Raw genomic sequence first — 13,095 nt, forward strand, 5'->3', positions numbered from 1 at the left:
GTTGGCTTACCTGAAGAGACTACACCCCTACCTCATCTTCGTCAGAGGAAGGGGTGCTGTCACGTTAATTAGCTTGGGGTATTTTAAGGTCTTTGTCGAACTTATCAGGCAAGAAGATCGGTCGCGTTATTCCATTGGGCGAAAGCCCTGAGACGGTGCAGATGTCGGGATAAGGCATTATCGATGGAGGCTGGTGGGACAAACAGGTTGCGCACGGCGGAGAAGACAGAGATGAAGCGCGGACAAACTCCGGGTGATCGAAACTTTTGCAGGACACGCTCGCGTTTTCGCAGCGGCAGATGTGAGTTCTCCTCCCTGTTGTTCAGGCCTTTATGAGAGCGGTGTTCCACACACGCCATGAGCTGGCGCTTCGCTGCTCCGTATGATTTCAGTTTGTCGGTGATGATGCGTTTTGGCCTGGCGCCCTGCTTGTTGAGAAGCCGCGTTAGCAACCGTCTTGTCGCTTTCGTGTTGCGCCGCGTCTGCAGGATTTCATCGAGAATGTAGCCATCCTGATCAACCGCACGCCACAGCCAGTGAGGCTGACCACGAATCACGATCCTGACTTCGTCGAGATGCCACACGTCACCCGCTGACGCACGCTTGCGGCGCAGTCTGCGTGCAAATGCGGTCCCGAATTTCTGACTCCAGCGGCGGATTGTCTCATACGATATAAAGATCCCGCGCTCGAGCAGCATTTCCTCAATCAACCTGAAGCTCAATGGAAACCGGTAATACAGCCACACCGCATGCGCTATCAGTTCGCGCGGAAATCGATGGCGTTTGTAGCTGGCAGGGGCAACTCTCATGCAGAGCAGTCTACAACCCAGGAGTTAATGTGACAGCACCGCTTCAAAATACCCCACGTCAGTTCACGTGATAGCACCAAGAAACGTCCTGGAAATTGCACTACGATCCACTGAACCAGTTATAGCCCTGATCTTCCCAATATCCTCCAGGATATGTGTTTGTGACATATAAAGCCTGTATATATTTTGGGTTTTTAAATCCAAGTTTTGTTGGTACGCGCAAGCGCATGGGGGCACCATAAGCACCGGGTAGGGGCTCCCCCCCAAAGTCGAGTGTCATGATCGTTTGGGGATGCAGTGCTGTCGCCATATCGATGCTGGAATAGTATTTGTCCGCGCATTTCAAGCCCACGTATTTCGCAGTGGTGTCAGCGCCAATCCGTTCCAGAAAAGCTCTAAAGGGCACACCGCTCCATTGTCCAATAGCACTCCATCCTTCGACACAGATTAGACGTGTGATCTGACTTTCCTGCGGCAAGCCGCGTAAGCGTTGTACTGTCCACGGGGTTTTATCAGAGACTAAGCCGGAAACTTCCAGCTTCCATGCATCGGGGTCGATATCTGGTGCGTCATCGATTCCGTAAAAAGCGTTGAAAGGAAAGGGCTTTGTAATTTGGCTTGCAGCATATGTTGGTGCAAGACGATGCGGATTGAAAAGTAGTGCCTGCACGCGGTCGTTAAATCCCGACATGGCGCGAAGCAGGCGGTCTAACCCATCGTTCTCGGCCAGGGATCCGTAGTCACAGCCCGTCAACATGACCAATGCCCCAAGGGAAAGTCCCTGCCGCAAGAATAACCGACGTTGCAAACGTTCAATCTGAGGTTTGCTTGCGTTCAGAATTTCTTTCCCGGCCCGTGAGGGGCGTTTGATTTCATCAGTCATAGTGTGCCTTGAGTCCATCGGAGATAACACGGGTACGGCCAGTGAACATTGATGGCAGGGTTTTGGGAACGATCGCGACCAGAGTGAGGTGAACGATCAGAAACCCAACAATGCCGCTCATGGATAGAAAATGAATCCAACGGACTGCGGGATAACCACCCATCACTGTGTCCAGAACTTGCAATTGAACTGGTTTCCAAAGAGCGAGCCCTGATAAAACGGCCGCAATCCCTAAAAAGAGAACGACAATATACAGAAGCTTCTGGATCGCATTATACGCCCCGAGCGTGTGGCGAAGTCGAAAAGCCATCGCCTGACGCAGGTCGGACAGCACGAAGCGGGGCGACAGCGGCAGGAAATGATCCCGAAAATGCTTTCGGAAAATCCCATATCCGAAATAGATAAGTGCATTGGCGCACAGCAGCCACATTGCGGCCAGGTGCCAGGCAATGGCACCACCCAGCCATCCGCCCAGGGTCGCCCAAGGCGGGAAACGAAAAGGCAGGAGCGGAGAGGCATTATAGATGCCCCATCCACTTCCAACCATTATCAAAATCGCCACAGCATTGATCCAATGAGTGATTCTGACCACCAGTGGATGAACGAGAATTTTTCGGTCTGCCGAGCGGACAGACTGGGATGGACCCGACATTATGTGCTCCCCTACGATCGAGATCACATCGGTGGTTTTACGCCGTCTTCGCCAATGATAATGCGCTTTGCTTCGACGTTGGTGCCAGACACAGGCCCGAATACGACGACTTTCGCGCCTGCCTTGAGCAAACTCTTTTCGCCTGGTTCAAGCATCACAACAGGAATTGTTTCTGGAAGTGCCACGGTCTGGACTCCTCCCTTGTATGTGACTTTGATGGTGCGCCCCTGGGCGTCGCTCATACCAGTGACTGTTCCGTTGGTCATTGAACTGCCACCTACGGCCGCTGCTACCGTACCGTTCGTCATTGAGCTGACCGCACCATTGGTCATGGAACCGGATTTACCCAGATCCCATGGGTAACTGCCTTCACCCGCGCCACGCATGGATTCAGGGAAAATTGTGACCTCCAGCGCGCGCAGGGAACCATCGGCTCCCGGAACAGCCGCCGTGCCGATAAATGTGTTAGACTTGATGTCGTCGAGACTGGCTTTTTTGGCGCCAACAAAGCCTGTGTCGGGCGCGAGGGCCACGGTCACGCGACCCATCGGTGTGCGAACCACCGCAGAAGCATCACCTACGGAGACCACCGTTCCGCGTGTGCGCTGCGGCACTTGTGCGATGGCTACCGAGGATATGACCATAGCGCCTACAGCCGCTATGGAAGCGAGAGCATGGATACGCATATTTGTAATTTCCCAATCTGAACGGAACACCGTGATGGCGGCCCCGTGTTCATTCATTCGCGGCTGACGCGGATCGGGTTACACAACAGACAAGAAAAATTCAGTTAGTCGCAATCACCAGCGCGACATTCGAGGCAGGATCAGCCGCGCAGTCGCTGTCACAATTGCACACCCGACGAGATACCAGACAGCAATATACAAAGGATCATCGGCACGACAGGCGAGTGTGTAGACAAATGCCCCCCACGTTGCGCCTGCCAGCCCAACGGCAAGGCCACTTTGTTGTCTGTTGGTGGGGGCTGCACGCTTCATCAGTATGCCGAGCATGACAACCACAGGAATTGACAAGACGATCATACTTCCCGCGCAGATCAGGCCGTTCGGCCATGCCAGGCGCGCAATCAATGAAGCATCGTCCCGTCCTGATCCTATGCTGAGCCCAAGAAAAAGTGCGGCCCCAACAAGCAACGATGCCCAACGCAACGCACGACGCGCGGAACCTGTGGGAGAAAACGATTCAAGCGCACCCCATAGGCTGGGGATCGCAATTGCTAATAAGCTGCCCATTTTCCACCACATAAAGGGCTCATGGATAACGCGGCGCATGTCAGGTCGCATCAGGAAAGCGAGCACGAGCAGGAATTCCACTGTCACCAGAATGCCAAACAGCGCGGCTTCACGACCGATACTGCGATGCCGGACAGGTTGGAGGTCCGCGGCAAGGCTCTCGATCAGGCTGTTATGTGTCATCGCTACGATCCCTAACGCGCGCCATGAGGCGCGCTAGGCCTCTGTGGATGTTGATCTTTACCAACGAGGCAGATTGTCCAGTGCGGTTGGCCGTTTCTTCGACCGAATAACCTTCAAGTTTGACCATCCCTATGGCTGCGGCTTGGGCCGGTTTTACGTCACGCATCAGATCTTCGAGTGTCAGAGCACTCAGATGAGCCTCTTCCTGATCTGGGGCCGCCACGTAGTCCGACAAAGGCTCCGTTAGATCACGACCCATGGCCCTAAGACGATCGATCCATTTGTAGCGCGCAATTGCGGCAAGCCATGGACCAAAGGCCTTTTGTGGGTCGTAGGTGTGGCGCTTTTCGTGGATAGCCAACAAGGTGTCCTGCGTCGCATCATTCACGAGATCAGCGGGCAGACGCCGTCTGAAGTAGGCCTGCAGCCACAGGTCCACTTCGCTGAGCAAACGGGTGTAAGCAGCGCTATTTCCTGTCTGAGCAGCCCCCATCAGGCGTCCCCAATTATCCTGCCTCACATCCAAGAATTCGCCCTACACCCAATTGCTCATGGTGGGATATTCGCTCGCCCAAGCGGTTTGGTTACACGCCTCATCAATTTCCAGCAATTGTGCGACGCATTTGACTCCGATTTTATGAGCTCACAGTTTTACTATTTGGCTTCTTATCCCGATCAAGATGGAGGGTTCGAAAAACCCTCTGGTATTGAGGTTTGCTCTGTGATTCCATTTTCCTTGCGTTGATTGGAGTATGGATCATGAAGCAGCCGGGTTTCTTTGATGTTGAAGAGCGGCTTGCTCGATTGAGCGGACTTGGTGATCAGCTCGAAGCGTTTTCCCGGACTGTGGATTTTGAAGTCTTCCGCCCTGACCTGGAGAAGGCTCTGACGTATTCTGACGGAAGCAAAGGCGGACGACCGCCATTTGATCCGGTGCTGATGTTCAAAATTCTGGTGATCCAGACGCTCAACAATTTGTCTGATGAGCGGACGGAATATCTGATCAACGATCGCCTCTCCTTTATGCGTTTCCTTGGTCTGGGACTTTCAGATCGGGTGCCTGATGCCAAAACGGTCTGGCTGTTCCGCGAGCGTCTGACCCAGGCGGGTGCGATCGATGGGCTGTTCAACCGCTTTGATGCGACCCTGCGCAACGCCGGGTATTTACCGATGTCCGGCCAGATCCTGGATGCCACACTGGTGGCTGCTCCAAAGCAGCGGAACACCAACGCAGAGAAAGCCGATCTTCGGGAAGGACGTATTCCTGAAGACTGGCAGGACAAACCCAGAAAGCTGTCGCACAAGGATCGTCATGCGCGCTGGACACTGAAGTTCACGAAAGCAAAACGGCAGGATGATGGAACCATGCCACCCAGCGATCTCGCCATTCCATTTTTTGGCTACAAATCCCATGTCTCCATCGACCGGAAATACCGGTTCATCCGGAAATGGAAGACGACGGATGCAGCAGCCAGCGATGGCGCGCGCTTGAGAGAGGGGCTGCTGGATAAAAGCAACACAGCCTCAACGGTTTGGGCCGACACAGCCTATCGCTCGAAAGCCAACGAGGACTTCATGGAGGAGCATGGCTTTGTCTCGAAGGTTCACAGGAAAAAGCCGCACCTTAAMCCCATGCCCCGCCATATCCAGAAATCGAATGCTGGAAAGTCGGTCATCCGATCGCGTGTCGAGCATGTCTTTGCCGATCAGAAATCGCAGACAGGACTGTTCGTCCGAACTGTAGGCATAACGCGAGCCACCATGAGGGTCGGGCTGGCCAATATCGTCTACAACATGCGTCGCTTTCTCTTCCTCGAAAGATTGAACGCGAGCGCGTAGTCATTCAGCAGGGGACAACACTCGATCTGCTCAAAACGCAGATCGAGTGTTGTCCCAGATAGCGTCAATCAGCACGCCAAAAGCCCAAAATCAAAACCAAGGTACATCAACCAATAGTTCTTCGATCCCTCCACATGCGGGCGTTGTAGGCACGACGACGCAACGCGGCTTCGCGGCCGGACGTGGACGTAAGCTGCTCACCGCGCAGTGCGGCCGGTGCCACTGGCTGTATGAGTGTGGTGCTGTAATCGTTGGCAGCGTCCACACCGCCGTCAGCCGACAGGGTGTCCTGCCCAAATAGCGAAATGGCCCGCTGGTCTGCATTGGGCAGTCGAGAGAGAGCCGAGCAGAGACCGGCCGTGACGTCTTCCTGTGAGCAATACCGCCGCCCGTGCAGCGCCATGCTCGATGCCACGCCCTGGCCCTTGCCGTAGTAAGACGGCGTTCCTGCGTCGGCTTCTCCCCGACTGTCCGTAATCGTCGCAATGGCCCGTGTCGCCGTCCTTGCCGACTGTGAAGCCCCCTGGGTGGCCTGCGACCCGTCGATCCCCGTGCAGAACTCGGGGTTCATCATGTGCTCATCGCGGATCGTGGTGTCCTGCTGGCGGCGAGCGAACTCCGCCATCGCTGTATTGGACGCATCCGCGATGCGCTGCTCGGCCGCAACACCTGCCTTCTCGTAGTTACTGAGCTGGGTGAATCCCTTGTTCAGCATGGAACTGACGGAGTTCGGGTTCGTCAGGCTGTCCATCGAATTATTCAACTGAGAAGTCAGGGTCTTGGTCATCGACGACAGCGCACTGCCCGTAAACTTCTGCAGGGCACTGATGGCCGCGACCACGGCGGCTTCACCGATGAACGCATTCGCAGGCTTCGGCATCGCGATAAGAACGGTCGTGCAGAGGAGCATCGTTGCGATTGTTGGCTTGAGGCGGATCTTCATCAGAATACCCCATCCAACGGTGTGCTTGTGTACCCGGTCGGTAAGCGTGGCTCACCGCGCACGTAGCCATTGGAATCCCCATTCCCGAGACTTCCGGCCGCGAGCTGGGGACCATTGCCGCCAAAATTCAGAGAGGGGCACATCAGGCCATTCCCGCCTGACAGGCCAAGACCGACATTCACACCGTTCAGACTCAGGCCACACTGCTGCGCGGCTCCGACGGTGTTGTTCCACTCACTCTGGGCCGCAGAACAGATCTCTCCTTCGACCTGCCCGACAACATCGTTGATCAGTGCCGCAGGGTTGGCGATGTTTGTCAGGAGATTGAGGCCGGTCCCGTTAAAGAATTTGTCGAGACACGACAGGCCACTGACGCTTTCAGGCTGCTTTTCATAGGCATTGTTGGCCTTGATCCGCCCGTTGACGGCGTCCGCTGCGGCCTGTGTCAGGGTGGCGCAGGCCTGACTGCCCTGTGTTGCGGCAGAGGCACCTACGGGAAGCGACAAGGCAGCCGCGATAAATAGAAAGGGTGCCCGTTTCATGCGGCCGACCTTTCTTCTTCAGGGGCGAGAAGATCGCGCAAAAGCGCCAGACGGTCCTCTGAGAAAACCCGGCCAGAGAGTTCTGCCCGCTTCTGACTGTCGGTCCAGGTGACAAGGTCGGCACGGCTGGCAACGGCGGCTGCCACAAGATCCTCTCCACCGGCCACGGTTGAGATCACCTCGGCAACAAGGGTCCGTCGCTCCTCATTGGGCAGGGACGCAAGAAGGTCGGCCAGAGAGGCGACGACCGCCCCGTCGGTGCCGGAAGTGTGTCCATTCCGGACACGAAAATGCTCAAGCAGATTGTGGCGTGCGAGAGCGAGATTGGGAGCCAGAGAACTCGGCGGGGTTTCCCTGTGCGGTGTTTGATCGTCTGATGACATGCCTCTCTCCTGGGTAAGTCCCAGCAGAGAAGCAGGTCGATCTGCGACTAACGCTTATTTCTTCAAAATAGTGACGTGTGCACGCCCGACCTCAATACGCTCGCCGAGTGGGCCAACTGTGGTGGCCAGAACCTTGTTCCATTCCCGGCCGCCCTGCCAGTCCACGGCCTCACCTGGATCAACGCCTGCGCCGTAAGTGACACGGACACCGGATGGCACGATCTGCCTGATCGCAAACGAGAGTGGCACCTGATGGCCATAGCCGGACGTCATGCGGAAGTGATGAACCACCTTTGGCTGTTCGGCCTGCACGGATGGCTCTGCGGGAGGTGCAAGAGAGACTGGTCCCGAAGGGGCTGACGAAGGAAGGGGCGGGGGCGCATGACTGATCTCAAAAGCCGCTTCCGTCAGCAAAGACTTAGGCGTCGCTGGAGCCGGCTGCACATGGGCGGGAGGCAAGATTACAAACACTCGGTTTCTCCTGAAATAACTTAATATTCTAAATCGCAGATCGACATGCGACTGACGAGAAATGTTAAATTCGAACTCAGTTGTCAGGGGCGCTCTCGTGGGTATTTTGCAGTATCCGGACCCGAAGTCCGGTGCGTAAGCCTGCCGAGAGAGAGAACTAGCCATGAACAAGAAAACAGAGACGCAGGTAAGTGACGGCCAATCTGACGAATACCTTGTGAACCTTGGACAGAGAATTAAGGATGTCCGGGAAGGCAAGGGGATGAATGTTGTAAATATCTGTTTCGTAACGGATTTGGCTGTCGGGACAATTTCGAATATCGAACGAGGAAAAAATGTATCTTATGTGACTCTGCATAAGATACTTCTAGCTCTTAAAAGTCCTCCCGATGAAATACTCCCACCTGATGATCATGATATATTGCCGATCGAAGTTACAATCAGTGAAGATGAGACTCAGAAATATCTGGACTTGGTCAACGCCTTCCAGAAAACTTCTGAGCCTTTGTCTCATCTAATCCGCAAGCTTCATCTAGCCAGCGAACACGATATTGCCGACGGCAAAGAGGCTACGGCTGCAGAAGCCGATCCACGAGAGCCTGTGGTGAGGCAGCTTGGTGAGAGAATCAGAGACATCCGGCTTGCCCGTCAAATGAGCGTCTCTGAACTGGGCGCAGCTAGCGGCCATCAGACGCCTGCTATGCAGCTCATCGAAATTGGCCTGCGAAAGCCATCAATTGAGTCTCTTCGACGCATCGCAGCGGCCTTGAAGGTGGCTACAGCCGATTTATTTCCCGGCCTACCCAATCAGAAAGAGATCTTTAATTCTCTTCGCACGCTCGGCCTCTACAGCAACATCCAGAGCGTACGCGAGCAGGTGGAATTTTTTAACGACAGCTTTAACGCATTAGGTAGCGCGGTTCAAAAATCAATGAACTAACAAAAAACTTTCCTTCGTTTGTTGTTATAACTCTTGAAAACGATGATCTATCGTTGGATAAGTCCTTATACGTTGAAACGCGATAGGGATTTCCGACGATGTTTGCACGCAGCCTCCGCTCCTCGCTTCCCGCCTGTGGCGTTGTAGCAGAAGCGATTTTTCATTCGTCGTATGCTGAAATTGAAAAAGGCCAGCCCCTGATTTCCCTCGGGAAAACTCCCGAGGAAGTCAGGACACTCGTCATTGAGATGACGATGAACGGTGTGAACGTCGCGTACATCGCGGCTGCACTTTTCATAAGCCGTCTCGAAATAGAGGCCATTGCGCGAGAGGAAGGACTTGTTCTCAAGCGCACTCCGCTCAGGAATGGCCCTCGGGCATGGTCTCTCCTCGATATCAGCCGCCTCAGCCGCGCATGGGCCGAGGGCGAAGACCTTCCCACTATCGCAAAGCGCCTCGATCGCACCGTCATGGCCGTGCGCAAGAAACGCGCCGCCCTCGGCCTGCCTGCCCGGGAGCGTTATGCCGAGGTGGTCTGGACGGACGCCGACGTTGCCACTCTTCTGGCCCACCGTGAGCGGCGCATCGGGCTCCAACGCATTGCGAAACAGATGGGCCGCAGTGTCCGTAGTCTCCAGCGTAAGCTCGTTAGTCTCCGCCCTACCCCTGCCTCCACTGCTATTCCCGCTGATCCATCCGTCATTCTCACCTGGGAACAGGCGTCCCGCCTGACACCGGAAGAGCGTCGGGGCCGCAGATGGCAGGTCCGAAGCTCACCCTCCGGGTTGGTCATCGGCTTCAGCCGGAACGCCTGCACCACACGCTGGTCCGTAGAAATGCAGCACGAGCTCGCCATGCGACATTTTGCACACCAGTCCCCTGATGCCGTGGCAGAGGACTTCCTCCTGACGGATCGCACTATCGTCAGTCAGTCCGGCTGGCTGCACCTGCCTCGCCGTTCCAAGAAAGACATGCGCAAGGCGTTCGAACCGGCCCTGTATGAAGTCTATCTGAACAAGATGGATTACGTGCGCCGCGAATGCCTCGGTAAGGCCGGGTTCTATTTCTGGACCACCCGCCGTAACGGCCGCCGTATCAGCCGCTTGCACCAGCAGACCGCCGTCATGCGCTCGGGCGATTAATCCGCAAATTTCTCCATTTTTTCAGCTTCAGTCGCAGATCAACGGGTCACGGTGACGATGACACAGTCATCATGAGGTTTGAAATGCCATCCGCAGCCCCGCTGTCGTTCCACGGAGACATCGCGCCATGAGCCGCTCCTCGGGATCCCTGAGCCGACGCCTGACCGATCCTGATTTTCAGGGAAAGATCGTTGAGCGTTCCTTGCAGACGTCCATCGCCCTCGCGGCTGTCGTGGTCGTTCTGGCCGTTCTTCTGGCCCGCGCCTGGTCGTATCATCCACTCCCGAAGTATTTCTTCGTGGATGGGATCAACGCCCCTCGCCCGGCTATCGCACTAAACAGCCCAATCCTCAGTCAGGAAGATTTCCTGTCGTGGGTCATCAAGTGGTCGCTCAAGCCCTACAACATCAATTACCGGGATTATCCGTCGCAGCTTAACGCAGCCGGATCGCATTTCACCATCAATGGCTGGAATACGTTCGCGCAGTCCTTCGTCCAGGACGGCAATCTGGCGAAAATGAAAGAGGCCAAGCTGCTCTGCTACGCGCAGCCGACGCGTGCCGCCACCATTCGCCAGCAAAACATGGTCAACGGTCATCACCATTACGTCGTGCAGTTCCCGTTCGTTCAGACCTGCGAGAACGTCAATGTGGAAAGCTCCCAGACCCTGATTGCAACCGTGCATGTCGAGCGTGTCGATGACGCTGATCACCCCGACGGCATTGCCATCACCCAGCTCGTGGCCAGCCCGCAGTAAGGATCCGTGCCATGAAAACCCGTTCCTTTTCGTTAGCCCTTCTTGGCCTCATGGGCTTCATGCCCTTCACCGCGCTGGCACAGTCGGCCGCCCCTGGTCCGGAGACCCCACCAGCGTCTCCCCCTCTCTCTGCCGAGCAACAGGATCAGCAGGCCGCCGAAGATGAGGCCATACCCCTGACGCCGGAGATGATCCGTCGCCTCGGCAACCGTCTCAAGGAGAACCAGAAAGCGCGTGAGGATGTCGCTACGGAAGTCGCGGCTCCGACAAGCCGCCCGGCCATTCGCGTGTCTTTCGCACCCGGCCAGCAGACATCGCTGATTTTCACGACCAAGGGCTATCCCACGGCCGTCTCGTTCGTGGACCGCTCCGGAGCACCCTGGCCGATTGCGTGGAACACGACCAGCACGTCCGCCAATCCGGATGGTCTGAAGAACTGCTCGTCTGACGGGGGCAAAGGGGGTTCCCCTGCCGTGCAGACCACGGGTTTTTACACCTGCGTTCCTTATGCTGGCAGCAACACCATCAACATCGAGCCACTGTCGCTGTCACCGCGTGGCGGCCTGCTCGTCACGTTGAAGGGCGCAATCAAGCCGATCTCTTTCCTGCTTCTGGCAGGGCGCGGCACCTATGATGACAACCTGACGGTCCGCGTGAACGAAGACGGCCCCAATGCAAAGCAGGAAATGGGTCCGGAAGCCGCCCCCGGCACGGCAGAGCCGTTCATGAATGCCATGCTGTCCGGGATCGCTCCGGCCTCCGCCGTTCCCCAGAGCGTCGAGGGTCTTTCTCCTGATGATGTGCGGGCGTGGCGCATGGGCAATGAACTCTACATCCGCACGCGGCTGGCGCTCATGACGCCTGCCTGGGACAGCTCAGAGCGTGGCGAAGACGGCTACACCCTCTATGCCTTCCGCCAGACCCCCTACATTCTCCTGTCGGATTCCGGTCGGACCGTGTCCGCGTCTCTCAAGGACATGACGCCATGATCCCGAAGCTTCCCAAATTCAAATCCGTTCTGTCGAGCGCAACACGCGGAGGAAACCGCCGCTTGATTCTGCTCGGTGCCTCGGCCGTCTCCGTGATCGCTCTGGTGCTTCTCGTCTCACATCATGAGACCAAGCAGATGCCCAAATCCAATCCAGGGCAGATCGTGGAGATGAACGCTCTGCCCGGTGGGACCAATACCAACCCTGAGCAGGATCGCCTGCGCCAGATGCAAAACACTGAGGCCGCACAGCAATCCGAGGGGGACGGGAAATCCTACACCCCGGATCTCGCTCCCGCAGTAACACGCAACACCAAGGGCGAGCGGACGGATGCGGTTCTTCCGCATGAAGCCGAAGCGCCTCACCCCCAGGAAGTCGGATACAGCGCTCCGATACCGTCGCCAGCTCCACCACCGAGGCCTCCACACATCGAAAACGCGCCGGAAGCCCCGCTGGTCCAGACCGATCCCGCCTATTCCGCATCCGGGAATGGTGAGACGTCTCAGGCCGAGCAGCAGGAGCGCGAGAAGCGCCGTGCCCGCTATGTCGCAGAGATCGCGCGCATCGAAAGCGGCCTTCAGACCCGGCCGCCTGTCTCGGATCTTCAGGAAGCCGTCTTCAAGCCAGAGCAGGAGGCGCAGCCCCAGGCCGAGAAAGCCATGGCCTCGCGTGGTGCGGCAGGAGCCTCCGCAGCGGCCACGGCCTCACATGATACAGCCGCCGCGCCAGCGCTCATTCCGGCCGGTCGAGGGATTTATGCCCATACCGTCACAGCGACCGACAGCGACCTGTCAGGGCAGATCGTGCTGGAAGCCGATAGCGGCCCGATTGCGGGCGACCGCATGATTGCAACGGTTGCGCGGGCACCCGGAAACGAGCAGCTCCTGGTCGTGCAGGTCAACAAGATCATTCATCAGGGCCGCACTCTCGCAACCAACGGCGTGGTGATGGCGCCCGACACCATGAAGCAGGGTGTCGCCTCCAGCGTTGATCCCCTGATTTTCCAGCGGTTTGTCATGCCTGCCGCCGCAGCCTTCGTGCAGGGCCTTGGGCAGGCCATCGAAACCACGTCCAATGTCCAAGGCAGCTACAGCGCCCTGGGCGGCATGAACTATATCCAGCGCCTGAACATGGGTCAGCAGCTCGGTGTCGCCGCAGGAAGTGCCGCCTCGGCCGTCAACAGTGCCCTGACACAGGACACGCCAACACGCGCGCGGATCATCCTCGCCGCCAACGTGAACGTAGGTGTGATGTTCATGGATCCTGTTCTCGACAAGCCCTGATTTTTCGCACTCAGTCGCAGATCGTT

General features: G+C 56.8%; 16 protein-coding genes. 6 read left to right on the forward strand and 10 right to left on the reverse strand.

What is annotated here, in order from left to right:
• Positions 1–104 precede the first annotated feature (104 nt).
• The 6 genes from KP707_RS14405 to KP707_RS14430 all read right to left on the reverse strand — a co-directional run bounded on the left by KP707_RS14405 (position 105) and on the right by KP707_RS14430 (position 4,300).
• Positions 105–809 (reverse strand): IS6 family transposase, encoded by a 705-nt coding sequence (locus KP707_RS14405; RefSeq protein ID WP_211499413.1) that lies wholly within the window; start codon positions 807–809, stop codon positions 105–107.
• 100 nt (positions 810–909) lie between these two features.
• Positions 910–1,692, reverse strand: coding sequence for a molybdopterin-dependent oxidoreductase (locus KP707_RS14410; RefSeq protein WP_211499414.1), 783 nt, complete (start codon positions 1,690–1,692; stop codon positions 910–912).
• Positions 1,685–2,344 (reverse strand): cytochrome b/b6 domain-containing protein, encoded by a 660-nt coding sequence (locus KP707_RS14415; protein WP_211499415.1) that lies wholly within the window; start codon positions 2,342–2,344, stop codon positions 1,685–1,687. The genes KP707_RS14410 and KP707_RS14415 overlap by 8 nt, the downstream gene beginning before the upstream one ends.
• A 23-nt stretch (positions 2,345–2,367) precedes the next feature.
• Entirely contained in the window at positions 2,368–3,030 is a 663-nt protein-coding gene (locus tag KP707_RS14420) for a hypothetical protein (protein ID WP_211499416.1), read from the reverse strand.
• Positions 3,031–3,144: 114 nt separating this feature from the next.
• Entirely contained in the window at positions 3,145–3,780 is a 636-nt protein-coding gene (locus tag KP707_RS14425) for an NrsF family protein (RefSeq protein ID WP_211499417.1), read from the reverse strand.
• On the reverse strand, positions 3,770–4,300 hold the full coding sequence (locus tag KP707_RS14430) for a sigma-70 family RNA polymerase sigma factor (protein ID WP_253490636.1): 531 nt from the start codon (positions 4,298–4,300) through the stop codon (positions 3,770–3,772). The genes KP707_RS14425 and KP707_RS14430 overlap by 11 nt, the downstream gene beginning before the upstream one ends.
• 236 nt (positions 4,301–4,536) lie before the next feature.
• Between KP707_RS14430 and KP707_RS14435 the strand changes: the two genes are divergently transcribed.
• Positions 4,537–5,619 (forward strand): IS5 family transposase, encoded by a 1,083-nt coding sequence (locus KP707_RS14435; RefSeq protein ID WP_215769428.1) that lies wholly within the window; start codon positions 4,537–4,539, stop codon positions 5,617–5,619.
• Positions 5,620–5,725: 106 nt separating this feature from the next.
• Here the strand turns inward: KP707_RS14435 and KP707_RS14440 are convergent, their stop codons facing one another.
• From KP707_RS14440 to KP707_RS16880, 4 genes are read right to left on the reverse strand one after another with little or no spacing between them, the layout of a single operon-like run.
• A complete protein-coding gene (locus KP707_RS14440; RefSeq protein ID WP_252348894.1) occupies positions 5,726–6,562 on the reverse strand; it encodes a hypothetical protein in 837 nt (278 codons plus the stop codon).
• The gene (locus KP707_RS14445; protein ID WP_064272969.1) at positions 6,562–7,104 is read right to left on the reverse strand and encodes a hypothetical protein; all 543 of its coding nucleotides are present in this window, start codon (positions 7,102–7,104) and stop codon (positions 6,562–6,564) included. The genes KP707_RS14440 and KP707_RS14445 overlap by 1 nt, the downstream gene beginning before the upstream one ends.
• Positions 7,101–7,487 carry a hypothetical protein gene (locus KP707_RS14450; RefSeq protein WP_215751728.1) on the reverse strand — a complete coding sequence of 129 codons (387 nt, stop codon included), beginning with the start codon at positions 7,485–7,487 and terminating at the stop codon, positions 7,101–7,103. The genes KP707_RS14445 and KP707_RS14450 overlap by 4 nt, the downstream gene beginning before the upstream one ends.
• 54 nt (positions 7,488–7,541) lie before the next feature.
• Complete coding sequence (locus tag KP707_RS16880) at positions 7,542–7,958, reverse strand: hypothetical protein (protein WP_252348895.1); 417 nt, start codon at positions 7,956–7,958, stop codon at positions 7,542–7,544.
• 163 nt (positions 7,959–8,121) lie between these two features.
• Between KP707_RS16880 and KP707_RS14460 the strand changes: the two genes are divergently transcribed.
• The 5 genes from KP707_RS14460 (at position 8,122) to KP707_RS14480 (ending at position 13,069) form a co-directional block, all read left to right on the forward strand.
• Positions 8,122–8,898 (forward strand): helix-turn-helix domain-containing protein, encoded by a 777-nt coding sequence (locus tag KP707_RS14460; RefSeq protein ID WP_215751727.1) that lies wholly within the window; start codon positions 8,122–8,124, stop codon positions 8,896–8,898.
• 98 nt (positions 8,899–8,996) lie between these two features.
• Complete coding sequence (locus KP707_RS14465; protein WP_215751726.1) at positions 8,997–10,040, forward strand: hypothetical protein; 1,044 nt, start codon at positions 8,997–8,999, stop codon at positions 10,038–10,040.
• A 127-nt stretch (positions 10,041–10,167) separates the two neighbouring features.
• The gene (locus tag KP707_RS14470) at positions 10,168–10,797 is read left to right on the forward strand and encodes a DotI/IcmL/TraM family protein (protein ID WP_194258202.1); all 630 of its coding nucleotides are present in this window, start codon (positions 10,168–10,170) and stop codon (positions 10,795–10,797) included.
• Positions 10,798–10,808: 11 nt separating this feature from the next.
• Complete coding sequence (locus KP707_RS14475) at positions 10,809–11,786, forward strand: DotH/IcmK family type IV secretion protein (RefSeq protein WP_061500999.1); 978 nt, start codon at positions 10,809–10,811, stop codon at positions 11,784–11,786.
• Positions 11,783–13,069: a DotG/IcmE/VirB10 family protein gene (locus KP707_RS14480; RefSeq protein WP_064272963.1), complete on the forward strand. Its 1,287-nt coding sequence runs from the start codon at positions 11,783–11,785 to the stop codon at positions 13,067–13,069. The genes KP707_RS14475 and KP707_RS14480 overlap by 4 nt, the downstream gene beginning before the upstream one ends.
• Positions 13,070–13,095: the final 26 nt, after the last annotated feature.

It is taken from the genome of Gluconobacter sp. P5E10 (genome assembly GCF_018812145.1).
GTDB classification, from domain to species: domain Bacteria; phylum Pseudomonadota; class Alphaproteobacteria; order Acetobacterales; family Acetobacteraceae; genus Gluconobacter; species Gluconobacter cerinus.